Below are 22,361 nucleotides of genomic sequence, written 5' to 3' on the forward strand. Positions count from 1 at the left end.
ATGAAAGTAGCCATGCTCATACTTTCTCCGATATCGGGTTAGGTACCTTCTCTTGCACAATCTCTGGACAGGAAAGACGAACGCGCTCTGCGGTTACGCGCGCCTCTCCAAAGGATTCGGTATCGCGCTCGACGCGATCACGCAATTGCTTAGCAGCCGAGATTTGTACCAGTACAGGTTGCTTCTGAACATAATTGGCGACCATGGTTTGGGCATCGCTATCCCACAAGAAAGCATTGGCCGCTTGACCGCGTGCTAGGGTGGAGTCGACTTTATCCATCTCCGTACCCAAGGGCAAGATATGGAATAAAGCATCAAAGAGTCCATTACAAAACTCTTGGATTAAATAGGTTGCGCCGGCGTATCCCATAAATGGAGTACCGGTATGGCGTCGAATGATTGCCCCAGGAAACGATGCGGGGATATACATTCCCTTGCCACCCGCTTCAGCTAAATACATGCGTTCGTTGTAGCTTCCGAAAAGTACTAAGGGTGCTTTCTCTTTGACTAATTGACGAATCGCTTCACTATCGGTTTTCTGACCAGGCTTGCGAGAAATAGCGAAGCTGCACGGCAATCCCATCTCTTCGCTTAAGAAATGCGAGACTCCACGCGTGTAGGTCTCGTTTGCAATGATCGCAAAGTTTGCTGTACCAAAAAAGTCTTGGGTCACCGAGCGCCATAGATCCCAAATCGGTTTAATCGTGGTGTGCTTCTCGCGCTCAATAAATGGTTCTGGATCAAGATCCAATAACTCACCCAATTTACGCAAGAACTTAGTCGTGCTATGCAGACCAATGGGCGCCTGTAAATAAGGGCGATCTAGGGCTTCGCAGAGCATGCGACCAAACTCGCGATACATGCAAATGTTGACATCGGCTTCGACCAAGCGGGATACATCGGCTAAGTGGCTACCGAGTGGAAACACCATATTGATCTCGGCACCTATTCCTTGAACTAGGCGGCGGATCTCTGCCAAATCGCTTGGCATATTAAACGTGCCATATGCAGGGCCAATAATATTGACGCGGGGCTTCTCCCCTTCTTTACGGGGTTTACGTGCCGGCACATTCTTAATGCCATACTCCGACCATAACCAATACATGGCGCGGTTAGCGCACTGCCATTGGTCTTCATCAATCGTGCGCGGTAAGAAGCGAGCAATCGCAGTCCCTTCTGGAGTAACTCCGCCGCCAATCATCTCAGCAATTGATCCGGTCACAACCACCGCTGGCAAATCAGGATCCAATGTAGCGTGCGCGCGTTTCATCGAACCTTCGGTGCCCTCACGACCTAATTGCTCTTCAGCCAATCCAGTAACCACGATCGGTAACTCATGCGGTGGCAGAGCATCGGTGTAATGCAACACCGAGGTAACGGGTAAATTCTCACAGCCCACCGGACCATCGATCACCACTTGCAATCCTTTGATGGCCGTAAATACATATACGGCTCCCCAATAGCCGCCAGCACGATCGTGATCAATGACGTACATCAGATCATCTCCTCGGCTTTGCGTTTCTTAATCGCTTTTTCCAACTTGCGACGGGTCTCGGCTTTGAACTCAGGACGATCTTTAGGCACCGCTTCCCAAACGCCCGCATTGTGATTCGCACCCACTTCACCAAAGAAGGCTTTCATCTCATCAAAGCGTGCTTGATTTCCAATGGCTGCATTAATCACCTGCGCGAGCGATCCTGCTCCAGCCGGACCCATCAAAGGACGTGCTGAAATTAAATTAGTGAAATAGAGACTGGGAATCGATGCTTGCTTCGCAGCTTGTACCACTGGCGTTGTGCCGATCGCCAAATCGGGTTGGTACTCGGCCATCGCTGCCAAGTCCTGTTCGAGTGATGCACGAAACTGCACTTGGACACCCTTCGCTTCCAACCACTCCCGATCGGCATCGCTCCAGGTGGTGCGCGGACATGCAGATCCAACATAACGAACATCTGCACCGCTCTCAATCAGTAAGCGCGCTACTAAAAGTTCGGACCCCTCGTAACCGCTTAAGGTAATGCGACCTTTAATCGGGGTTGCGCCAAGAACGGCTTTAATTGCTGGCAAGATTTTATGTTTGGCCGCATTGATTCGGTCTTGCGGAGTATTGGTTGCTTTGCCAATGGCTTCTAACCATGCGGCGGTACCTTCATATCCAACGGGGGCAGATCCAACAATCGGGCGACCTGCGGCTTCAAACTCCCGAATACTCGCTGTGTAAAACGGATGAATCGCTGCCACTGCTTTGCAATCGAGCGCTTGATATAGCTCGCGCCATTCACGAGTTGGTACTGTGGCGCCTACCGCAAGATCCATCGGCTCCAACATCGCACCAATCACTGCAGGATCGGCTGGGAACATCTCACCCAAAAGTGTGATGGTGGGCTTAGTTTGCACACCAGTCCGCGGTGCTTGTACGGGACCCGCCATGATTTCGTGGCGAGCGTATTGCAACATGGCCCCGGCTAATACATCTTTAGCCTCAGCATGGGTTGGTACACCAAATCCAGGTACATCGATACCGATAATGCGTACGCCATTAATTTCTTTTGGAAGTAATTGCAGTGGCACACCACTGGCAGTCGGCACGCATAAATTAATGATGACAATCGCATCGTACTTATTGGGGTCGGCTTGTTCATGCACCGAGTCCCGAATATCTTCAAATAATTTTCCAGTAACCAAGGTCTCGGAATTAAATGGCACATAACCCACGCTGCGTCGTGCACCATAAAAATGCGATGTGAACGTAAGACCGTATACGCAGCAGGCAGAGCCTGACAAAATCGTAGCGGTGCGGCGCATGCGCAAACCAACACGCAATGAACCAAAGGCTGGGCACATACTCTGTGGTTGATCGTGCGGACCCTTGGGATAGTCTTGCGCGTAGCGTTGCAACACCTCCCCCTTGCCCGATGATTTCGCCGCATCCATCATTTGCTTTTCGCCCGCATGGCATCCCAATCCATCGCCTTTGGACGGATCGTTGACCAACTGCTCAGGCACGATCGGAATGATGGGCTTACTCATGAACTTAAACCTTGTCGTACACCACTTCAAGGGTTTTCTTCACAACTGCGTCTTTACCCATCATGTCAACATCGGTAGCAGGCTCAAGAACGTAGTCGCGACCGGTAATGTCTGATGAGAAGAGTCCTAAGAGATCATCTTGGCTCAGTGGCTTTGGTCGCACCGGTGGTGCGCTCGCGACATTGGTCGCCAACTCTTCAAAGAGTGGGCCCCATTGCGTGCCTGGACGACCGATGATTTCATAGCTAGCACTTTTGCGACGAATATCTTCGTGTGCAGGAATCGCAGCCAAGACTGGAATACCAACTTTTTCTGCAAAGGCTTGGGCTTCGCCGGTGCTGTCATCTTTATTGATGACCATCCCTGCGACACCGACATTACCGCCCAACTTACGGAAATATTCCACTGCGGAGCAAACATTGTTCGCTACATAGAGGGATTGCAAATCATTGCTACCCACCACAATCACTTTTTGGCACATGTCACGGGCAATGGGCAAACCAAAACCACCACACACCACATCGCCTAAGAAATCCAACAAGACGTAATCAAAACCCCAATCATGAAAACCCAACTTCTCCAGGGTCTCAAAGCCGTGGATGATGCCGCGCCCACCGCAACCGCGTCCTACTTCGGGGCCACCAAGCTCCATCGCAAATACGCCATCGCGTTTGAAACAGACATCACCAATCGAAACCGCATCCCCCGATAATTTTTTCTTCGAGGAGGTTTCAATAATCGTCGGGCATGCTTTTCCACCAAATAATAAGGAGGTGGTATCGCTCTTTGGATCGCAACCAATCAACAATACCTTCTTACCTTGTTGCGCCATCATGTATGAAAGATTAGCGAGGGTAAAACTTTTCCCAATTCCGCCCTTGCCATAAATGGCGATGATTTGGGTTTCTTTGGTGACGGGTCCTTTGTGGACTGGATCCGGTTCCATGTCAGCCTCTTTTTTGAGATTGACAAATTGCACCGTTGCTTCGGCTGGCACACCTTCTAATTTTGCGGTTGCTGGACTCATTGCAAGGTTCTCCAATCAAGGACCATCTTTAAACAATCTTTATCGCTAAACGCTTGGCGATAGGCTTTATCCGCATGTGCTGGTGAGGCATGATGCGTAATCAATCCATCTAACGAGAGTCGTCCCGACTCAGCTAAATGTTTCACCGCTAATAAATCTTTAGGCTGCCACTGCGCTGCCACCCGAATGCGAGCCTCGCGCATAAATGCCTGAGGGAATGAGAAGGTCATTGGGGCGTCATAAAAGCCCGCCAGAACGATTTCACCGCCGGGCGCTAAACACGAAATCAAGGTATCGAGTAGCGCTGCGTCACCACTCACATCGACAATCGTTTTGTAATAGCGCTTTTGATCTGCTTTTGGGTCAATCACTTCGTATCCAATCGCACCTTTGCGACGATCGGTATCGGTTTCCCAAACCACTGGTGATTTGCCAGCAAGCACCGCAATGCGCGCAATGAGACGACCTAACACACCGTGACCAATAATCAAATCAGGCTGTTGACTCCCTTCAGCGGATGTGACGTGATGCGCTGTCGCTGCTAAGGCAAACAAAACGGCTTCTGCGCCTAACTTGTTGTCCACGCCAATCACTCGACTTGCTGGCACAACTACGCGTGATGCAGCGCCACCAAAGAGGCCTTTCACATCACCGAAGCACCGCGCCCCAGGGACAAATACACGCTGACCGGGCTGATACCCAGACCGAATTCCTGCTTGATAAATTTTGCCGACCGACTCATAGCCCGGTACCAGCGGATAACCCATGCCCGGGAAGTGAGGCATGCGCCCACTCCAGAGAAGTTTTTCGGTGCCCGTACTGATACCGCTCCATTCAATATCAACCACCACATCGGTTTCGGTAACGGGTGATAACTTCAACTCACTCAAGACAACGCTCTCGGGCTTCTCGAGCACGATGGCCTTTGCTTGATAGATTGTGTTCATAGTGTCATTTCTTATTTACATATATTATGTGTAAATATTTATTTACATTACTTATTCTTCACCACTTTGGGGATAATTTATCTAGGGGTTTTTACTGATGACCCCCAGTATTTACAAGGCTTTTTGGGTGAAAAATAGCTTTTAGACTCTAAGCTACTGAAATCATTGGTTTTTTACAATGCAAGATCTGCGCATTCAAAGGGATAGCCGATGGTAGGAGCCGAACGGCCTCAAAACCGGCCTCCACCAGCATTTGGGTAATTTCTGCCTTGGAACGCGGTCTTCCCCGCCCCATTGCCAGTAAATAGAAGCCAAAATACGCATCGCCCATTGCCTCTTGACCCGGGGTATCTGCCATGGGCTCCGCCAAGATTAAGCTTGCACCCGGCTCTAAGGCATTGAAAACATTACGTAATAGGGTGTTGACCCGAGAGTCATCGTGATCAAAAATGACTCGGATGAGCGTAGCCACATCCGCGCCCTTGGGTAACGCCCCATCAAAAAAATTCCCCCCAATCGCCTCGATCCGATTGGATAAATGGGTTTGACTAATGTGAGCTCTTGCTAACTCAGCCACGCCCGGGAGATCAAAAATCGTGCACTTCAGATTTGGATAACGATTTGCAAGTTGAGTGGCAAATGCCCCCTGCCCGCCACCAATATCCAGTAAATGGCGATGCTTGGCAAACGAATAAGCATCGATCACTTCAGCAGTAACCAAAGGTTGGGTGTGCGCCATCAACTTTGAATAGTTCGCAACGCGCTCAGCCGATAGGGATTCTGGTTTGGGATCGTGGGCGTGATTGATATAGGGCCAATACTCGGCCATCGCCGCTTTCCCAGAAATATCACCGCGTAACAGTGCTAACGGATCATGTAAGTCGCGATAGAAATCGCCGTGGTGCACGATCATATCGACGAGAGCTCGGTTACCAACTAATGGTGCACCCAACATGCCAAGTGCATAGTGTTCATTCTCTCGTTTGGTAAGCAGACGAATCGCAACTGCGGCATCGAGCAAACGATTTACCCCCGCGGGCGGTAGTGCAATGCGCTCTTGCAATTGTGTTTTGGATAAGGCTCCGTTTGCAAGTAGCTCAAAGAGATTGACTTTCACACACGCCAACAAGATTTGGGAATACACAAAACCTGCCATCACATCAAAAAGTGCAGAAGCCTGACGCCGCACAATCCAACGTGTCAATGGAAAGCGTGCAGCCCAGCGCTGAAATCGTGCTGACGCAATAACACTATTTCGCCAGTCGGCGAATACTTCACCTAGAGTTCGTTGACGGGTCTGCGTGTCGTTGGACACATGCTCAGATAGTGGCATGGTGATGCAGCGGTCGACTCGTATTCATAAACCATGCTTCTGGAATCAAGCGCTCGGCTTCTTTCGCTACTAAGGCGCGTAGCATCTTCTCGCCTTTGCAGCTTGGAATTGAATGAATTGCTTTGTAAACTAACTCATCAAAATGCTGAACCGCACCCACCAATCCCAAGTCTCGCGCAGAACTGGGTCGATCATGGGCTAGGTCTTGACCTTGTGGTTTACCCATCATCGCTTGGTCAGCCAATACATCCCGAATATCATCGGCCACTTGATAGGCCTCGCCCAACCACTCCCCTAATGGTTTCCAAGTATCGGCATCCGCTCCTGCGGCTTGTGCGCCCGCTGCGGTTGCAGCTTCAAAGAGTGAGCCTGTTTTTTCTTTTTGGTATTGCGACAGTTGTACTTTTGATTCGCATTCCCAGGCTTGGCCGGATACGATGCCATGCGGTGCCCCCACTGAAGCAGCGATCGTTTTTAGAAGTGGTGCAAGACGCAATGGGGAGCGCATACTGCACGAGGCAATGTACTGAAATGCCAACACAATCAGTGCATCGCCAGCAAGTACGGCAACACGTTCACCAAATGCCGCATGCACTGATGGCTGGCCACGACGCACCATAGCATTATCAAAACAGGGTAAGTCATCGTGCACTAGTGATGCGCAATGCAAAAGTTCAATCGCGCCTGCGGCCGCAATCGATAAATCTGGGTCATCATCCCCGCAAGCTGCAGCAACCGCCAAACACAGCTGTGGCCGAATGCGCGCACCACCTGGGAAAACCGCATGGTGCAAGGCCCTTTGTAAATTTTGCGGGGCTGTCTTAGACTCTGCGATGGCAAGAGCTTGATGCAAGCCCGTTTCAATGCGCTGTTGCATTACGTGACTGGGGCTAATTTTTGAACTCATGACCGGCTTTCAGAGTTAATCGGGTCGTAATACGGGTGTAAAAAGTGTAAATATTTTTTTACACTTATTATGATGATGAATATAGACAGCTAATGCAACAGGGTCAATCAAACAAATCTAGGGAAAACCCTAATGAGCGCCATTAATCGCATTCCCTACGACTGGCCCAATCGCCAGATTAGCCGTTCAATCACCGTGGGTGATCTCACCTGGCATGTGCAAATCTCCGGTAAAGGGCCGGTGATTTTGTTATTGCACGGCACCGGCTCCTCGACACACTCCTGGGGGGAGCTCACTCCCTTACTCAATCAAGAAGCGCAAGTACTAAGCGTCGATTTACCCGGGCACGCCTTTACATTGGGGGCTTCGGTAGACTCTTTGCGACTTGAGCAGATTGCAAGCAATTTAATTGCGCTCATTAGCGAACTCAAAATGCCATGGCCGACTATGGTCGTTGGTCATTCCGCTGGCGCTCCCTTGGCGCTGGCCTTTGCCAACCAAGCACCCACCAAACCTCAGATCATTATTGGTCTTAATCCCTCGTTGATCCCGCCGCCGCCAAGCTATACCCAATTTTTTGGACCAATGCTTGGGCCGGTTACCAAATCGGCAACCCTCGCATCGATCCTGGCTAAGATTGCGCCGCTCTCAGGCATGACTGATCGTTTATTGGATTCCACCAACACCAATTTGCCAGAGACCAATCGCAACTACTATCGTCGCTTGTTTCAATCGCCTGAGCATGTCCGCGGCGCGATGAACTTTATGGCCTCGGCCAATATCGATCAAGTACTCAAAGCAGGTTCTGCCTTACCAAGTCAATTAATTTGGGTGATTGGTGAGAGTGACCAGTGGGTTCCTGAGATCGGTCTCAAGAAAATCATCAGTCAATACTTTCCTAAATCAACGGTGATCTATTGGCCAGGCGGCCACATCATGCACGAGGTCGAAACCGCAAAGACCGCTGATTTAATCTTAAGCGAACTGCGAACCATCAAGAAGTAATTGGTTTAGGTGTGCAGGACACCTAAGACTGCTTGCGAAAGCTCTTGAGCACGCGCATGCGGTAGCGGCAAATAGAACGAGCCAATCAGCTGTGCAATTTGTTGTCCCTCCTCACGCGCTTGCGGGGAAGTGTCAATCCATAAACTTCGCACCTTCACTTGAGATGCTAGTTTTGCAGATTGCTCCGCATCGGCTTGCGCTTGGGTGCGCCCTGGCGTACCATCACGCGCGATATTAGCTCGGCCATCGGTCAAAAACACTAAAGTGGGAGTCATCCCTTTTTTGAGCGACCCTTTTGCCAGTGCAAAGGCCGTGTCAATCGCTTTGGCTAGTGGGGTCCCACCACCGCCGGGTAGCGATGCTAAAGAACGTTTCGCTCTCACCAAGGAACGCGTTGGGCTTAACAACAGTTCTGCTTCGCTTCCCCGAAAACTAATGAGTGCCACCTGATCGCGTCGTACATAGCACTCGGCAAGCAGTAACTCTACTGCGCCTTTTGCTTCAGCTAAGCGATTGATCGCTGCAGAGCCAGAGGCATCAACCACAAAGGTTGTGAGTGTTTGATTGCGTTGTCGGTAGCGTTTAACCCGCAGATCATCCTTGCGAATGAGGATTTTTGGTTGCGACTGATTTTTACTACTCTTAAATTGAAGTTGCCGAATCCGTTGCCATGGCACGGCGGCTCGCAGGGTATCAATCAAACTCAGTCGTTGATGACCAGAGGGCATACCAGGCTTTGAGCCCATTGGACGACCACGCTGATTACTCAACTGACTCGCACCCGCCTTTCCAACGGAATGATTTTTTTGACGAACCAGCGCAAGCTGTGTCAGTCGATCAAGCAACTCGCGCGGAATTGCTGCTTGTGCTGCCTCTAATACTTGATCTTCTAAAACATCGGTCTCGTGATTCGGGGATTGGGTCTCCTCTGAATTAGCTTCCTCGTTTTGTTCAGGAGTTGGTTCATCCTCAGCTTGAGTCTCATCGGCCATATCAGGTATTTGTGTTGCTCTGGGTAGCAATACCAAGGTCACCGCGCGCTCAAGATGCTCTTGACTGGGCTCATCCTGCTGCCAATCAAAATCAATTGCAGCCAAGTACCGTGCAGTACGCACCGTAAATTGCACAGCGCGTAAGGACTCAATACCCAACTGCGCTGCTATTCCAATCAGTGCCGCATATTGCTCATCACGGAGGGTAATTTGCTCAACCCGCTCTTTAATCCCGACCGGATCCAAATCCAGAAACTCTGCGTCGAGTTTGGTATCGGGTAGGTCACGCCAAGCCAGCGAGTCTAAATCAAGATAAAAGGCGCAGCGCTCCATTAATTTTGGATTGACAACTTCATCCTCTTCAATGCTTTCGTCAAGCGCGATCACCCCCATCGCGCATGCAATCCGCTCTCCATGGCCATCACGCTCAACCTGTATGCTGCCATGATCTAAAGCGGCAGCAATCCGTGCTACCGTCCCCGCTTCCAAACGTTCGGCCATCGGCAGAATCACAAGATTGTGATCGCAATGACTTAAGAGTCCTGGTCGAAAGACCGGCTTACCCGAGATGATGGTGGCCTCAATATCCAAACCACCAAGTAGGTTCTCATCGGTAATGCCACTGGGAATCTTACGCAATGGTGTTACTAAACCGTGATGACGCACAAGCTGTTCGAGCGCTTGCATCCAACGTTCACGGACAGGCCCAGACCGTGCATGGACAATTACTCCACCAAACTCATGGGGAGCGAGTGCAATGAGCTGTGCAACGTGGAGACACGTTAACCAGTAAGTGGGCATACCCTAGGTAAATAACTCGTCAAGTGCGCGTTGTACACGGGTCGCTGAACTCGATTCATCGAGTGGGTTACGACGCAAACGATGCTGTAGGGCTGGCACCGCGATCCGTCTGAGATGATCGCGCGTTACTTTATTTTTTCCATCAAGTGCAGCAACTGCCCGCGAGGCTCGTAAAAGCGTAAGTTCACCACGCAGACCGTCGGTACCAAGGTGAGCGCAAAGCGTACTCGCATCACGAAGTAATTTGTCATCAACTTTGACGCTTGCGAGTTTCTTACGAGCACTTGCCATCGTCTCCCGAATCTTTGCGTCCTCCTTGTCCCAAATCTTCATGAATGCATCGGGATTACGCTCAAATGCGTCACGGCGTTTGATGATTTCAATACGACTTGTCATATCGGTCGGCGTTTTCACTTCCACGGCAAGACCAAAACGATCCAAAAGTTGTGGGCGTAACTCACCCTCCTCGGGGTTACCGCTACCTACCAATACAAAACGGGCTGGATGGCGCACACTCAACCCCTCACGTTCGACCACATTCTGTCCCGATGCAGCGACATCAATTAATAAATCAACGAGATGATCATCCAAAAGATTAACCTCATCGATATACAAAAACCCGCGGTTGGCTTTGGCCAATAAGCCGGGTTCAAAGGCCTTCTCGCCAAGCGTTAAGGCTTTTTCAATATCCAAGGCCCCAAGTACGCGATCCTCGGTTGCCCCCAAGGGTAGATCAACTACGGGTACGGGGCGAAGCTCAGTCTTGACTTTAGTTTTAGCTCCTAAACTGCAAATGGCACACAAGCTCGCCATAGCTTTGGGATCACATCCATACGCACAGTCTTTTACAACGGTCATGCTTGGCAAGAGCGCTGCTAAACCACGAACTGCGGTTGACTTACCCGTACCGCGATCCCCCATCACCAAGACCCCACCGATGCTGGGCTCTAATGCGGCCGCCAAAATGGCCAGTTTCATATCATCTTGGCCCACTATGGCTGAAAAGGGGTAATTACGGGTCATGCAACCGCTCCTTGAATGAACTTTATCGGTTTGTCGCTAATTTAAGGTTAAATATAAGGCATCTAACGGGCAATTAGCCCAATTGAGGAAAAACGATGAACGACACCAACCCAAAAGAGATAAAAAACATTGAGCATCGGATTGAGTCCTGGCTTATTCCGACTGGTAATCTCTTTGTTTCCTTATTTCATCGAATTGCCCTGTTTGCGATCGGAGCGGCTACGGTTTGGGCAGCCGGGATGAGTTTCTTTGAAATGATGCAAAAGCCCTACGCTTCGGTCCAAGATTTACTTCTTCTCTTTATTTATTTAGAAATTGGTGCAATGGTCGGAATTTACTTTAAGACCAATCACATGCCTGTACGTTTCTTAATCTACATTGCCATCACTGCGGTGACCCGTCTCATCATTGATCTGGTCGGCACGAAGCATGAAGCGGATATGGGGATCTTGCTTATGGGCCTAACCATTTTGGTCTTAGCGCTCGCTAATGCACTGGTTCGCTATGCGTCCAATAAGTTTCCGAGTAAGCCCGATCAACACGGCGGAGAATAAATGTGAGTCCTGCCGAGCAGCAAACGCGAATTGATTTAGCGGCCTGCTACCGCTTATGTGCGTTTGAAGCTTGGGATGATCTCATTTATACGCATATCTCAGCGACCGTTCCGGGGGAACCCAATCATTACCTCATCAATCCTTTTGGCTATCAGTTTAATGAAATCACCGCATCCAATTTAGTGAAGGTCAATACCAAGGGTGAAATTGTGGATTCCAACTCACCCTACCGCGTCAATCCCACCGGCTTTGCGATTCATGGGGCAGTGCATCGCGCCCGCCCTGATGCGAACTGCGTCATGCATCTGCATAACACTGCTGGGATTGCGGTATCCGCTCAAGAAAATGGATTATTGCCGCTCTCGCAACATGCCATGCGCTTTATGGGGCATTTGGCGTATCACGATTATGAAGGTGTTGCATTGACCGAGTCCGAAGGAAAGCGTTTGACCGAATCCCTTGGTAAGCACCCTGCCATGCTTTTACGCAATCACGGCACACTCACTGTGGGTCGTACCATCGGTGAAGCGTATGTGGTCATGGCCACTTTGATTAAAGCCTGCGAAATCCAAATTGCGGCGCTCTCAAGCGATCAACTGCATCTACCCAAGCAGAGTGTGATCCAGAAAGCAGCAGATGAATTGCATGATCAAGGCGCTGAAGAAGGATTGTTGGAGTGGCCAGCTCTACTGCGTATGCTAGACCGCTTTGATGAGAGCTATAAAGATTAACGACTTAATAACCAATCAAGGAGCATCGATGCCAACATTCAATGTACAACTGTTTGAGGGACGAACCGTTGAACAAAAACGGAAATTTGTTGCCGAGGTAACCCGGGTCACCTGTGAGACCTTAGGATGCAGCCCCGGATCGGTCGACATCATCATCACCGATGTCAAGAAGGAAGACTGGGCTACCGGCGGGAAGTTATGGTGTGATGCGGATTAGGGATGAACTGCAATACGTAAACCAAGCGCTTGTACAACTCGATATACCGTATCGAATCGTGGCTTAGAGCGAGGACGAAGAGTTTTAATTACTTTTAGAACTTTTACCTAGTGGTGTTGATTTTTGTCTAGGAAGAACTCCGCTTGCGCAAGCGCTTCTTCCGCATCGAGTCCTACAATGTCGGCTGCAATCCCTTCTCTTAGTTCAGGGCGGGCGATGAATATTGGACCGCCAGCCATTACACCAATCTTTGGATTTAATGATTCTTCTTTCAGCAATTGAATGAATCGTTTAAGTGCAGGTATCTGATCTTCGGTGCTTACCGATAAACCAACCAGGTCAAAGAATTGGGTTTTGATCGCCACAATAATTTCACCTTCACTCGCAGCTAATTCGCCCCACACCTTCCAGCCGCCTCGCCTGAAAAACTCAGAAACAATAAATAATCCAAGCGTGTGCTGCGATCCGGGTAACGGAACCAGCATTGCATGCGGCGCCTTCTCATCGGTTCTAGCAAATTCCTGAAACAGTGGGCTGAAGTCATAAATTAATTGTTTGATGCGCCACATTGCGGTTGTGACTTGTGTAAATGTAGCGCGATCCTCTTCCCACATCACGCCTAAACGTCTTGCGACTGGTGCGAGTAAGCGAAGATAGATTTCATCAAGTGGCACGCCCTGCTCGTAGAGATCCTGCACGAACTTAGCTGCTTTACTAGCATCATCACGCAATACCATTTGTGTTAGCTCATGAACGCGGCTCTCGTCATTGAGCCGAATGCTCATCACCGGGGAACGATTGGCTTCTGGCGAGTGCGAGTGGCTAACGAGTAGGCGTGGAATGACATTGGTCTCAATCGTTTGCATGAGCCAATCCAAATGCTCATCGGGACCTGCATTGATACGCAGTGGTCGGTTGCCAATATCACTGGCGATTTTAGAAATGCGCAAGGAGTTCTCGTCGTGATCCTCTTGGACACAACTCTCCCACTCGGAACCCTTAGGTCTCTTTCTTTGATTGCCCTCATCGCCTGAAAATAACTTTTCTTTGATGAGACTGGCATAACGCCATAAAGCCATGCACACTCCGATTTTCTTCTGTGGCGCTTCAGGCTTGCCCTGCTGTACTAAAAATCAGGCCTACTTTTGCGTCGATTGGTTGTGTGTCATTTATAGATCGTTCAGCCATTTATCTCCATGAATGATTACTTTTAAGGGTTAACCCTAGTTTTAATCACTAATACAGGTATAAGTGTCAATAAAAGTTGACACATTTAGCACAATTCAATATAAAAAGAGGAGTCCCACCCGAGTTAGGCAGCTATGGCCGTTCAATCCAAGTCCAAGAAGGAAGCCGTTCCCATTCGTTTGGTATTGGTGACCATGGACACGCACTTAAATAGTGCGGCAAGACGCGCCCAATTTCAGTTGCAACGGGTCATCCCTGGTTTGTCATTGCAAATCCATGCCGCGAGTGAATTTACTGGCAATCCAGAACTCATTGAGAAGGCGGTGCAGGATATTGCCCGGGGCGACATTGTGCTGGCGACGATGTTGTTTATGGAGGACCATTACCTTCCAGTGTTTGAAGCCTTAAAAGCCAAGCGTGATCATTGCGATGCGATGGTGTGCGCAATGTCAGCCGGTGACGTGGTTAAGCTCACCAAAATTGGTAAGCTCGATATGAGTAAGCCAGCCAGCGGGCCAATGGCGATCCTCAAAAAACTGCGCCCCAAACCCAAGACCGAGGGTGAGAAACAAACCAGTTCGGGCGCAAAACAAATGAAAGTGTTGCGACTCATTCCACAAATCTTGCGATGGATTCCGGGAACAGCGCAGGATGTGCGGGTGTACTTCTTAACTTTGCAATATTGGTTAGGCGGTTCCGAAGAAAATTTATTTAATCTATTTAGCTATCTCATTAATCGTTATGCAGCGGGTCCGCGCGAAGCCTTACAGGGTTTAGCGAAACCAACCGAGCCAGTGGAGTATCCCGATCTCGGTGTCTACCACCCGCGCATGAAAAATCGCTTGAGTGAAAAGCTCTCGGATCTACCAAAGGTAATTCCGGATAGTAAGCGCCGGGGTCGCGTTGGTCTCTTATTGTTGCGCTCCTACTTGGTCTCAGGCAATAGCGGTCACTATGATCCCGTCATTGCCGCACTCGAGGCCCATGGTTTACAAGTGGTGCCAGCCTTTGCAGCAGGACTTGATGCGCGACCCGCAATTGATACTTACTTCATTAAAAATAATGAGGTTACCGTTGATGCAGTGATTTCGCTGACCGGCTTCTCATTGGTTGGCGGCCCTGCATATAACGATGCCAAAGCAGCTGAAGAGGTACTCGCCAAGCTCGATGTACCTTATATTGCTGCACACCCAGTTGAGTTTCAGACACTGACGCAGTGGGGTGGTTCCGATCGTGGTTTGATGCCAGTCGAAAGTACCATCATGGTAGCAATCCCTGAACTCGATGGTGCGACCCAACCCATGGTGTATGGCGGTCGGCCTGGAGCTGCAGGTACGACGTGCACGGGTTGCCATCAACGGTGCACCTTTACCGAAGACCACAACCCGCAAGACATGTTCACGTGCGTCGAGCGCACTGCAATGCTGGCTTCGCGTACCGCTAAGTTGGTGGATCTACGGAACTCCGATAAAGCCAATCGCAAAGTGGGTCTGGTGATTTTTAATTTCCCACCCAATGCCGGCCACACCGGCACTGCCGCCTACCTTAACGTCTTTGAATCATTGCACCAAACCATGTTAGGACTCAAGGCCGATGGTTACACTCTGACCGTACCAGACACTCCTGAGACCTTACGTAAAGAAATTATTGAAGGCAATGCCCAACAATATGGAGCGGAAGCCAATGTGCACACCATCATTAGTGCTGACGAACATGTAAAGCGTGAGCGTTGGTTAAGTGAGATCGAAGCGCAATGGGGCCCAGCTCCAGGAAAGCAATGGAGCAATGGCTCGGATATTTTTATTTTGGGCAAGCAATACGGCAACGTCTTGGTGACCGTGCAACCCGGATTTGGATTTGAGGGCGATCCGATGCGCCTCCTCTTTGAAAAAGGCTTTGCTCCTACACACGCGTTCTCAGCGTTTTATCGCTACTTGCGTGAAGATTTTGCCGCCAATGCGGTGTTGCATTTTGGTACCCACGGCGCCCTTGAGTTTATGCCCGGTAAGCAAGCAGGCATGAGCGGCTCATGCTGGCCTGATCGCTTAATTAGCGATCTACCCAACTTTTATCTCTATGCATCCAATAATCCTTCAGAAGGTGCGCTTGCCAAACGGCGCGCGGGTGCAACGCTGATCAGTTACCTTACGCCACCCGTCACGCAAGCGGGGATTTATGCGGGACTGGCCGATCTTAAAACCTCGATTGAGCGCTGGCGTGGTCTCTCGCCCGAGCAACGTGGCGAAGAGGAAGATCATGATTTAGCGGCCCTGATTCAAGCGCAAGCCGCACAGATGGATTTATGTAAGGCAGAACCCTTGTGGGATGTGCACGATGCAGACGATATTCAACAGCGCGTTACCAAACTGTATGAGCAGATTTTAGAATTAGAGTACACCTTAATTCCGCATGGGATGCATGTCGTTGGCTCTACTCCCAGTGAGTCCGAGCGAGTGGATTTACTCAGTGCAATGGCGATTGGTTCCTTTAGTCAAACCTTACCCAATTCAGCCATTACGCAATTGGTGCAAGGTAAATCGATCCAAACAATCGTTAATAAAAATGTGGATTTGCAAGAATTTGCTCGAGAAGAAGCGATTGCGATTTTGGAGAAACTTCAACACTGGGATCAGCAAATTCAGGAAGAAACGGAGATCCCCAGTATTTTGAAGGCGCTTGATGGTCGCTTTATTCGCCCTGCACCCGGTGGCGATGTCATGCGTAACCCGGAGGTCTTGCCCTCTGGTCGCAATCTGCATGGTTTTGATCCCTTCCGAATTCCGAGTGCGTTTGCAGTAAAGGATGGGGCTAAGCAAGCACAGAAGATTTTGCAGCGGCACATCGACGATGCCAAAGCCCTTCCCGAGTCGATTGCTCTCGTTTTATGGGGGAGCGATAACCTCAAATCCGAAGGTGGGCAAATTGGTCAAGCGCTTGCGCTTTTAGGCGCACTACCGCGCTTTGATGGCTACGGACGACTTGCGGGCGCCACTCTGATACCACTTGCAGAACTCGGGCGCCCACGCATTGATGTAGTAATCACGCTTTCCGGGATCTTTCGTGATTTGATGCCCCTGCAAATTAAACTTCTTGCTGAAGCGGCGTACCTTGCTGCTGCTGCCGATGAGCCCGTCGAGCAAAACTTTGTTCGCAAACATGCGCTCGCTTATATAAATGAGCATGGTTGTGATCTCGAGACGGCGGCATTGCGAGTCTATGGCAATGCCGATGGCACCTACGGTGCTAACGTCAATCATTTGGTCGAGCACAGCGTTTGGGATGAGGACGATGAACTTGCGGAGACCTATATGCGCCGTAAGGGTTTTGCGTATGGCAAATCGGGTAAACCGGTTTGCAATAACGCGCTCTTAAAAAGTGTCCTTGCCGACGTCAGTATGAGTTATCAGAACTTAGAGTCGATGGAACTTGGGGTGACTACCATCGATAACTACTTTGATACCTTAGGCGGTATTACCAAGGCTGTGAAACGTGCCAAGGGTGGTGAAGAAATTCCGGTGTACATCGGCGATCAAACTCAAGGCGAAGGTGTGGTGCGCACTCTCTCAGAACAAGTGTCACTCGAGACTCGGACGCGCATGCTCAATCCCAAGTGGTTTGAGGGAATGTTAAAACACGGTTACGAGGGTGTAAGACAGATTGAGGTTCATATCACCAACACCATGGGCTGGTCAGCAACAACCGGGCAAGTGCAGCCCTGGGTCTATAAACAACTCACGCAGACCTTTATTTTGGATCCAAAGATGCGAGAGCGCTTAGCACAATTGAATCCCACCGCTTCTGCACGTATGGCGAACCGTCTCATGGAAGCCTCAAATCGGAACTATTGGCAACCCGATGATGAAATGCGCGCCGCCATGAAACAAGCCAGTGAAGAACTTGAAGATCGTCTCGAGGGAGTCTTTGAAAACCCTGCCATGCAGCGCGCTGGTTAGGTAAATCCCAAAAATATTGCTAGTGCACGATTAATTGCTAGCATTTCTTCATCAGAAGCACGCCCAATTTCTCCGCCAATCTTATCAACTGGAATGGTCTGAATTTTATCGATCATCACCTCTGAACGTTTCTCTAAACCATTCATTCAGGTAATCATATTAAATAATATGCAATGGGGTCTTTTTAAGTGGGGGAGGGAAAGCCCGATCAAGCTCCTCCAAAATGCGAGCATCCAAAAGGATTTCACTCGCTTCTAAGTTTTCCTCCAAACGATCTGCATGGATCGTCTTCGGAATAGCGACGGCAATAGGTTGACGCAAGACCCAAGCGAGCGCAACTTGCGCTGGCGTCAAACCAGCCTGTTTGGCAAGCGCGACAAGCTGGGAGTTGCGCATCAAGCTCCCAGCACCCAAAGGCGAATAGGCCATCAATGCCATACCCTTTTCCTTCATGAGTGGGAGTAAATCGTACTCAATCCCGCGCGCATTAAGAGCGTAATAGACCTGATTACATATGGTTGCATAGGGACTACCCACATTCCTCTCAGCAGCGAGCCAAGCGTTTACATCCGAAGCGTCAAAATTACTAATGCCATAACTACGAATCAGTCCTCGCTCTTGAAGCATGATCATTCCCTCTAGGGTAGATTCATAAGAATGAGAGCCTTGCCAATGCAAGAGGTAGCAATCGAGATAGTCACAGCCCATCCGTTTGATTGAGCGCTCGCAAGCAGCGATCGTGCCTTTGGTACTAGCATTGCTGGGCAAGACCTTGCTCACAATTTGTAAATGGTCACGCGCACTTTTACCCGCATGTTTTAGCGCCTTACCAATGAGCGTTTCAGCCTGGCCGGATCCATACATCTCGGCGGTATCAATCAGCCGATAGCCCATGGCGATGGCTGATGCAATTGCAGTAAGCTCCTCGACTTCAGAGCGCATACTCTCACCCATTTGCCAGGTTCCTAGGCCAAGACGTGATTGAAAAGAGAGAGTCGTCATTAATCCATCCCTTATGAATCTGAACGCTGCAATAAAAACTCCCAACGACTCATTGATAGCTCAAGTTGATTCGTCGTCACGATTAATTTTTCTTTTAGGGAAATCATCAATTGCGGATCGTTTTTATAAATTTCTGGATCAGATAGTCGCTGATGAATCAATAGTTGTTCTTGTTCTAATTCATCAATTTTTACTGGTAATTGCTCAAGTTCAATTTTTTCTTTACTACTCAGTTTTGATTTGGTTGCACTACGATTAGAAACGGGCTTCACAGGGGCTTTGACCTCAGCCGGTTTTGGATCATGATCAGAAATGATGACAGCCGATCGTTGTTTCTGTACTTTGTAATCCTCATAACCACCCTCGTACTCACGCCACAATCCATCGCCTTCATAGGCAATCATGCTAGTGACTACATTATCTAAGAAAGTGCGGTCGTGACTCACCAGAAAAACAGTGCCCTGATAGTCTTGTAAGAGTTGCTCAAGAAGATCTAAGGTATCAATATCCAGATCATTGGTGGGCTCATCAAGCACAAGAACATTTGCGGGTCGTGCAAAGAGTCTAGCGAGTAACAAGCGATTGCGTTCACCCCCTGAGAGGGTCAGCACTGGTGAGTTGGTGCGCTCGGGTGCAAACAGAAAATCCCCCAAATAACTCTTGACGTGCTTACGTTGATTACCAATTTCTACCCACTCGCTACCAGGACTGATAAAGTCCTCGAGAGTGGCCTCTAAATTTAAACTCTCACGCATTTGATCAAAGTATGCGACCTCGATGCGAGTTCCGAGTTTGACAATCCCACTATCGGGTGCAAGCTCGCCCAGAATTAATTTCAGCAGTGTGGTTTTACCAACCCCGTTGGGGCCCAAAATACCAACCTTATCGCCACGCAAGATCGTTGCCGTGAAATTTTTCACAATCGGCTTTTGGTAAGACTTAGAGATATTGTCCAAGTCAGCAACGATCTTACCGCTTCGCTCACCGGCAGCAATCGAGAGCTTTACTTGGCCCATGGCATTGCGTCGCTCAGCGCGCATGGCACGGAGCTTTTCTAGACGCGCCACACGTCCAACACTGCGGGTTCGTCGGGCTTCAACACCCTTGCGCACCCATACTTCCTCTTGGGCCAGCAACTTATCGGCTCGGGCATTTGCTAAGGCTTCGGCATTGAGCTCTTCCTCTTTCACAAACTCGTAGCGGCTGTAATTTCCAGGATAACTGCGCAATAGCCCGCGATCGAGCTCCATAATTCGTGTAGCGACTTGATCTAGAAAGCTACGGTCATGGGTTATGAAAACAATCGATCCCAAATACTCATTGAGAAGACCTTCTAACCAAGTAATCGAATCCAAGTCCAAGTGATTGGTTGGCTCATCGAGCAATAGCACATCAGGTTGAGTGACGAGAGCTTGCGCGAGCGCTACTCGTTTTTTGGTTCCGCCCGAAAGCGTTCCGATGATTTGATCGCTGTGTAAATGCAAGCGATTTAGGATTTCGGATACGCGCTGTTCCCAGTTCCAACCGTGACTCGCATCGAGTTGCGATTGCAATTGATCCAAACGCTCCTGATTGGCCTCATTCCAGTCTGCTTGCGCGAGCGTCTCGTATTCCGTTCGGAGGTACTTGATATTTGCTATCCCCTCAGAGGCTGCTTCAAAAATGGTATTTTTTGAATCCAAGATTGGTTCTTGAGCGACATATGCAATGCGTAGTCCTTGTTGGATCTGCAAAAGACCATCATCGAGTTTTTCAATTCCTGCCAAGATTTTAAGGAGCGATGATTTCCCAGTGCCATTTCGACCGATGAGACCGACACGCTCACCGTCCTCGAGGGCAAGGTTGGTTTGATCTAATAATGAGTGATGACCAAACGCGAGTTTGGCATTGGTGAGTGCAATAAGCGCCATAACCCATCATTATCAACGGTTTAATGGGTCTGAGCACCTTATAATGGTGGTTTTCCTGAGGTATATCTATTAACTCCCCCGATACATCATCCGCACTTTCTACTCAGGATGAGGTTGCCCGTCGTAGAAGCTTTGCCATCATCTCGCACCCAGATGCGGGCAAGACTACGCTTACTGAAAAACTACTCCTCTACGCTGGTGCCATTCAAATTGCAGGGAGTGTAAAAGCCCGCAAAGCAAGCCGCCATGCCACTTCGGATTGGATGGAGATTGAGAAGCAACGCGGTATCTCGGTCGCCAGTTCGGTGATGCAAATGGAATACCGTCATGCGATCATTAACCTTCTCGACACACCAGGACACCAAGACTTTTCGGAAGATACCTATCGGGTTTTAACCGCAGTGGATTCAGCTCTGATGGTCATTGATGCGGCAAATGGTGTGGAGCCCCAAACCAGACGCTTGATTGACGTGTGTCGTGCACGGCATACGCCCTTGGTCACTTTTATTAATAAGCTTGATCGCGAGGTGAAGAAACCACTCGATCTGATGGATGAGATTGAAGCGGCCTTGGGTATGGCGGTAGTACCGTTTACATGGCCAGTAGGGATGGGTAAATCCTTTGCTGGCGTGATTGACATCGTCAATCACCAAATGCGCTTATTTAAAGCCGGTGAAGATCGCGTTACTGACGACTCCAATGTAGTCGTATCTTTGGATGATCCAATGCTAGCTGAGCGTTTTGGTAGCGAATTAGAGGAGGCCTTAGCCGAAGTTGATCTTGTCAAAAATGCGATGCCAGCTTTTGATCGTGAGGCTTTCTTAGCAGGTGAGCAATCCCCAGTCTTCTTTGGCTCTGCGATTAATAATTTTGGCGTACGCGAGATTTTGAACACCTTGGTTGATCTCGCTCCAGGGCCTGGATCACGCAAGGCTGTACAACGCCAGGTTGAGCCTCAGGAGAAAAAATTTACTGCCGTGGTATTTAAGATCCAAGCCAATATGGATCCAGCACACCGCGATCGGGTGGCATTTTTACGAATTTGCTCAGGCCACTTTGAGCGGGGCATGAAACTCAAGATCGTGCGTAATGGTAAAGAGATCAGAACAAATAATGCACTTTCCTTTTTATCGCAACGGCGTGACATCTTGGATGAGGCTTTTCCTGGGGACATTATTGGCTTACCCAATCACGGTCTCTTACACTTAGGTGACACCCTCACTGAAGGTGAGGAATTGCAATTTACTGGTCTGCCTTTTTTCGCGCCCGAGATCTTTCGGATGGTTGAGGCAGCCGATCCAATGCGAAATAAGCAACTTCGCACCGGTCTCATGCAACTTGGTGAGGAAGGAGCAATTCAAGTCTTTCGACCTATGAGTGGCGGCACGATGCTATTGGGTGCGTTTGGGCAGCTGCAGTTTGAAGTCGTTGCCCACCGTCTGCAATCCGAGTACGGCGCAGAAGTACGCCTCTTACCAGCACGCTACACCATGGCGCGATGGGTTACTTCTGAAGATCCAGTCGCTATCAAAAAGTTCATGACAGAAAACAATCACCGCATGGCCGAAGATGTAGTTGGCGCATCGGTCTTTTTAGCAGCACATAAATCGGAGCTCGATGTCGCACAACAACGATGGGAGCAAATCGAGTTTCATGCGCTACGTGAGCACGCGGGTCTTATTTATCAAACCGAGATGTAATCAAGCACTCAAGCAGCTTAATTTTTACTGATTATTTAATA

19 protein-coding genes are annotated in these 22,361 nt (G+C 49.5%); 6 read left to right on the forward strand and 13 right to left on the reverse strand.

From position 1 onward, the window contains the following. Positions 1 to 16 precede the first annotated feature (16 nt). The 6 genes from bchZ to ICV32_RS07125 form a co-directional block, all read right to left on the reverse strand. Positions 17 to 1,495: a chlorophyllide a reductase subunit Z gene (bchZ, locus tag ICV32_RS07100; RefSeq protein ID WP_215369557.1), complete on the reverse strand. Its 1,479-nt coding sequence runs from the start codon at positions 1,493 to 1,495 to the stop codon at positions 17 to 19. Beyond that, on the reverse strand, positions 1,495 to 3,030 hold the full coding sequence (gene bchY, locus ICV32_RS07105) for a chlorophyllide a reductase subunit Y (protein ID WP_215369559.1): 1,536 nt from the start codon (positions 3,028 to 3,030) through the stop codon (positions 1,495 to 1,497). The genes bchZ and bchY overlap by 1 nt, the downstream gene beginning before the upstream one ends. A gap of 4 nt (positions 3,031 to 3,034) precedes the next feature. Further along, positions 3,035 to 4,057, reverse strand: a complete 1,023-nt coding sequence (locus tag ICV32_RS07110) for a chlorophyllide a reductase iron protein subunit X (RefSeq protein WP_215369561.1) — start codon at positions 4,055 to 4,057, stop codon at positions 3,035 to 3,037. Further along, a complete protein-coding gene (gene bchC, locus ICV32_RS07115) occupies positions 4,054 to 5,004 on the reverse strand; it encodes a chlorophyll synthesis pathway protein BchC (protein ID WP_215369563.1) in 951 nt (316 codons plus the stop codon). The genes ICV32_RS07110 and bchC overlap by 4 nt, the downstream gene beginning before the upstream one ends. Before the next feature lie 148 nt (positions 5,005 to 5,152). Beyond that, positions 5,153 to 6,337, reverse strand: a complete 1,185-nt coding sequence (locus ICV32_RS07120) for a methyltransferase (RefSeq protein ID WP_215369565.1) — start codon at positions 6,335 to 6,337, stop codon at positions 5,153 to 5,155. Continuing rightward, the gene (locus ICV32_RS07125) at positions 6,324 to 7,244 is read right to left on the reverse strand and encodes a polyprenyl synthetase family protein (protein WP_251371830.1); all 921 of its coding nucleotides are present in this window, start codon (positions 7,242 to 7,244) and stop codon (positions 6,324 to 6,326) included. Before ICV32_RS07125 ends, ICV32_RS07120 begins: the two co-directional genes overlap by 14 nt. Before the next feature lie 132 nt (positions 7,245 to 7,376). On the opposite strand from ICV32_RS07125, the gene bchO reads away from it, so the two are divergent. After that, the gene (bchO, locus tag ICV32_RS07130; protein ID WP_215369567.1) at positions 7,377 to 8,249 is read left to right on the forward strand and encodes an alpha/beta fold hydrolase BchO; all 873 of its coding nucleotides are present in this window, start codon (positions 7,377 to 7,379) and stop codon (positions 8,247 to 8,249) included. Positions 8,250 to 8,254: 5 nt separating this feature from the next. On the opposite strand, the gene ICV32_RS07135 is transcribed toward bchO, so the two are convergent. Further along, complete coding sequence (locus ICV32_RS07135; protein WP_215369582.1) at positions 8,255 to 10,042, reverse strand: magnesium chelatase subunit D; 1,788 nt, start codon at positions 10,040 to 10,042, stop codon at positions 8,255 to 8,257. Between the two features lie 3 nt (positions 10,043 to 10,045). Next, positions 10,046 to 11,065, reverse strand: a complete 1,020-nt coding sequence (bchI, locus tag ICV32_RS07140; protein WP_215369584.1) for a magnesium chelatase ATPase subunit I — start codon at positions 11,063 to 11,065, stop codon at positions 10,046 to 10,048. Positions 11,066 to 11,160: 95 nt separating this feature from the next. On the opposite strand from bchI, the gene ICV32_RS07145 reads away from it, so the two are divergent. The 3 genes from ICV32_RS07145 to ICV32_RS07155 are packed head-to-tail and all read left to right on the forward strand — an operon-like array spanning position 11,161 to position 12,567. Next, a complete protein-coding gene (locus ICV32_RS07145; RefSeq protein WP_215369586.1) occupies positions 11,161 to 11,619 on the forward strand; it encodes a phosphate-starvation-inducible protein PsiE in 459 nt (152 codons plus the stop codon). Then, the gene (locus tag ICV32_RS07150) at positions 11,616 to 12,350 is read left to right on the forward strand and encodes a class II aldolase/adducin family protein (protein WP_215372648.1); all 735 of its coding nucleotides are present in this window, start codon (positions 11,616 to 11,618) and stop codon (positions 12,348 to 12,350) included. Before ICV32_RS07145 ends, ICV32_RS07150 begins: the two co-directional genes overlap by 4 nt. 28 nt (positions 12,351 to 12,378) lie before the next feature. Continuing rightward, positions 12,379 to 12,567: a 4-oxalocrotonate tautomerase gene (locus ICV32_RS07155; protein ID WP_215369588.1), complete on the forward strand. Its 189-nt coding sequence runs from the start codon at positions 12,379 to 12,381 to the stop codon at positions 12,565 to 12,567. On the opposite strand, the gene ICV32_RS10075 is transcribed toward ICV32_RS07155, so the two are convergent. Both ICV32_RS10075 and ICV32_RS07160 read right to left on the reverse strand, forming a co-directional pair. Continuing rightward, entirely contained in the window at positions 12,564 to 12,656 is a 93-nt protein-coding gene (locus ICV32_RS10075) for a hypothetical protein (protein WP_371817075.1), read from the reverse strand. The genes ICV32_RS07155 and ICV32_RS10075 overlap by 4 nt on opposite strands. Before the next feature lie 18 nt (positions 12,657 to 12,674). Beyond that, positions 12,675 to 13,646 (reverse strand): B12-binding domain-containing protein, encoded by a 972-nt coding sequence (locus ICV32_RS07160; RefSeq protein ID WP_215369590.1) that lies wholly within the window; start codon positions 13,644 to 13,646, stop codon positions 12,675 to 12,677. A gap of 243 nt (positions 13,647 to 13,889) precedes the next feature. Between ICV32_RS07160 and ICV32_RS07165 the strand changes: the two genes are divergently transcribed. Continuing rightward, positions 13,890 to 17,708: a magnesium chelatase subunit H gene (locus ICV32_RS07165; RefSeq protein ID WP_215369592.1), complete on the forward strand. Its 3,819-nt coding sequence runs from the start codon at positions 13,890 to 13,892 to the stop codon at positions 17,706 to 17,708. Here ICV32_RS07165 and ICV32_RS07170 read toward each other — a convergent pair. From ICV32_RS07170 to ICV32_RS07180, 3 genes are read right to left on the reverse strand one after another with little or no spacing between them, the layout of a single operon-like run. Then, positions 17,705 to 17,854: a type II toxin-antitoxin system PemK/MazF family toxin gene (locus tag ICV32_RS07170; protein WP_215369594.1), complete on the reverse strand. Its 150-nt coding sequence runs from the start codon at positions 17,852 to 17,854 to the stop codon at positions 17,705 to 17,707. The two genes, ICV32_RS07165 and ICV32_RS07170, sit on opposite strands and share 4 nt — an antisense overlap. 13 nt (positions 17,855 to 17,867) lie before the next feature. Further along, the gene (locus tag ICV32_RS07175) at positions 17,868 to 18,710 is read right to left on the reverse strand and encodes an aldo/keto reductase (protein WP_215369595.1); all 843 of its coding nucleotides are present in this window, start codon (positions 18,708 to 18,710) and stop codon (positions 17,868 to 17,870) included. Between the two features lie 11 nt (positions 18,711 to 18,721). Further along, complete coding sequence (locus ICV32_RS07180; protein WP_215369597.1) at positions 18,722 to 20,620, reverse strand: ATP-binding cassette domain-containing protein; 1,899 nt, start codon at positions 20,618 to 20,620, stop codon at positions 18,722 to 18,724. Between the two features lie 137 nt (positions 20,621 to 20,757). Between ICV32_RS07180 and ICV32_RS07185 the strand changes: the two genes are divergently transcribed. Beyond that, entirely contained in the window at positions 20,758 to 22,320 is a 1,563-nt protein-coding gene (locus tag ICV32_RS07185) for a peptide chain release factor 3 (protein WP_251371977.1), read from the forward strand. Positions 22,321 to 22,361 lie beyond the last annotated feature (41 nt).

Source organism: Polynucleobacter sp. MWH-UH24A, assembly GCF_018687475.1.
In the GTDB taxonomy this organism is placed as follows: domain Bacteria; phylum Pseudomonadota; class Gammaproteobacteria; order Burkholderiales; family Burkholderiaceae; genus Polynucleobacter.

Excerpts from the sequence above, each read along its gene's own strand:
- bchZ (WP_215369557.1), bottom strand. The coding sequence starts at position 1,495 with ATGTACGTCATTGATCACGATCGTGCTGGCGGCTATTGGGGAGCCGTA.
- bchY (WP_215369559.1), bottom strand. The coding sequence starts at position 3,030 with ATGAGTAAGCCCATCATTCCGATCGTGCCTGAGCAGTTGGTCAACGAT.
- ICV32_RS07110 (WP_215369561.1), bottom strand. The coding sequence starts at position 4,057 with ATGAGTCCAGCAACCGCAAAATTAGAAGGTGTGCCAGCCGAAGCAACG.
- bchC (WP_215369563.1), bottom strand. The coding sequence starts at position 5,004 with ATGAACACAATCTATCAAGCAAAGGCCATCGTGCTCGAGAAGCCCGAG.
- ICV32_RS07120 (WP_215369565.1), bottom strand. The coding sequence starts at position 6,337 with ATGCCACTATCTGAGCATGTGTCCAACGACACGCAGACCCGTCAACGA.
- ICV32_RS07125 (WP_251371830.1), bottom strand. The coding sequence starts at position 7,244 with ATGAGTTCAAAAATTAGCCCCAGTCACGTAATGCAACAGCGCATTGAA.
- bchO (WP_215369567.1), top strand. The coding sequence starts at position 7,377 with ATGAGCGCCATTAATCGCATTCCCTACGACTGGCCCAATCGCCAGATT.
- ICV32_RS07135 (WP_215369582.1), bottom strand. The coding sequence starts at position 10,042 with ATGCCCACTTACTGGTTAACGTGTCTCCACGTTGCACAGCTCATTGCA.
- bchI (WP_215369584.1), bottom strand. The coding sequence starts at position 11,065 with ATGACCCGTAATTACCCCTTTTCAGCCATAGTGGGCCAAGATGATATG.
- ICV32_RS07145 (WP_215369586.1), top strand. The coding sequence starts at position 11,161 with ATGAACGACACCAACCCAAAAGAGATAAAAAACATTGAGCATCGGATT.
- ICV32_RS07155 (WP_215369588.1), top strand. The coding sequence starts at position 12,379 with ATGCCAACATTCAATGTACAACTGTTTGAGGGACGAACCGTTGAACAA.
- ICV32_RS07160 (WP_215369590.1), bottom strand. The coding sequence starts at position 13,646 with ATGGCTTTATGGCGTTATGCCAGTCTCATCAAAGAAAAGTTATTTTCA.
- ICV32_RS07165 (WP_215369592.1), top strand. The coding sequence starts at position 13,890 with ATGGCCGTTCAATCCAAGTCCAAGAAGGAAGCCGTTCCCATTCGTTTG.
- ICV32_RS07170 (WP_215369594.1), bottom strand. The coding sequence starts at position 17,854 with ATGAATGGTTTAGAGAAACGTTCAGAGGTGATGATCGATAAAATTCAG.
- ICV32_RS07175 (WP_215369595.1), bottom strand. The coding sequence starts at position 18,710 with ATGACGACTCTCTCTTTTCAATCACGTCTTGGCCTAGGAACCTGGCAA.
- ICV32_RS07180 (WP_215369597.1), bottom strand. The coding sequence starts at position 20,620 with ATGGCGCTTATTGCACTCACCAATGCCAAACTCGCGTTTGGTCATCAC.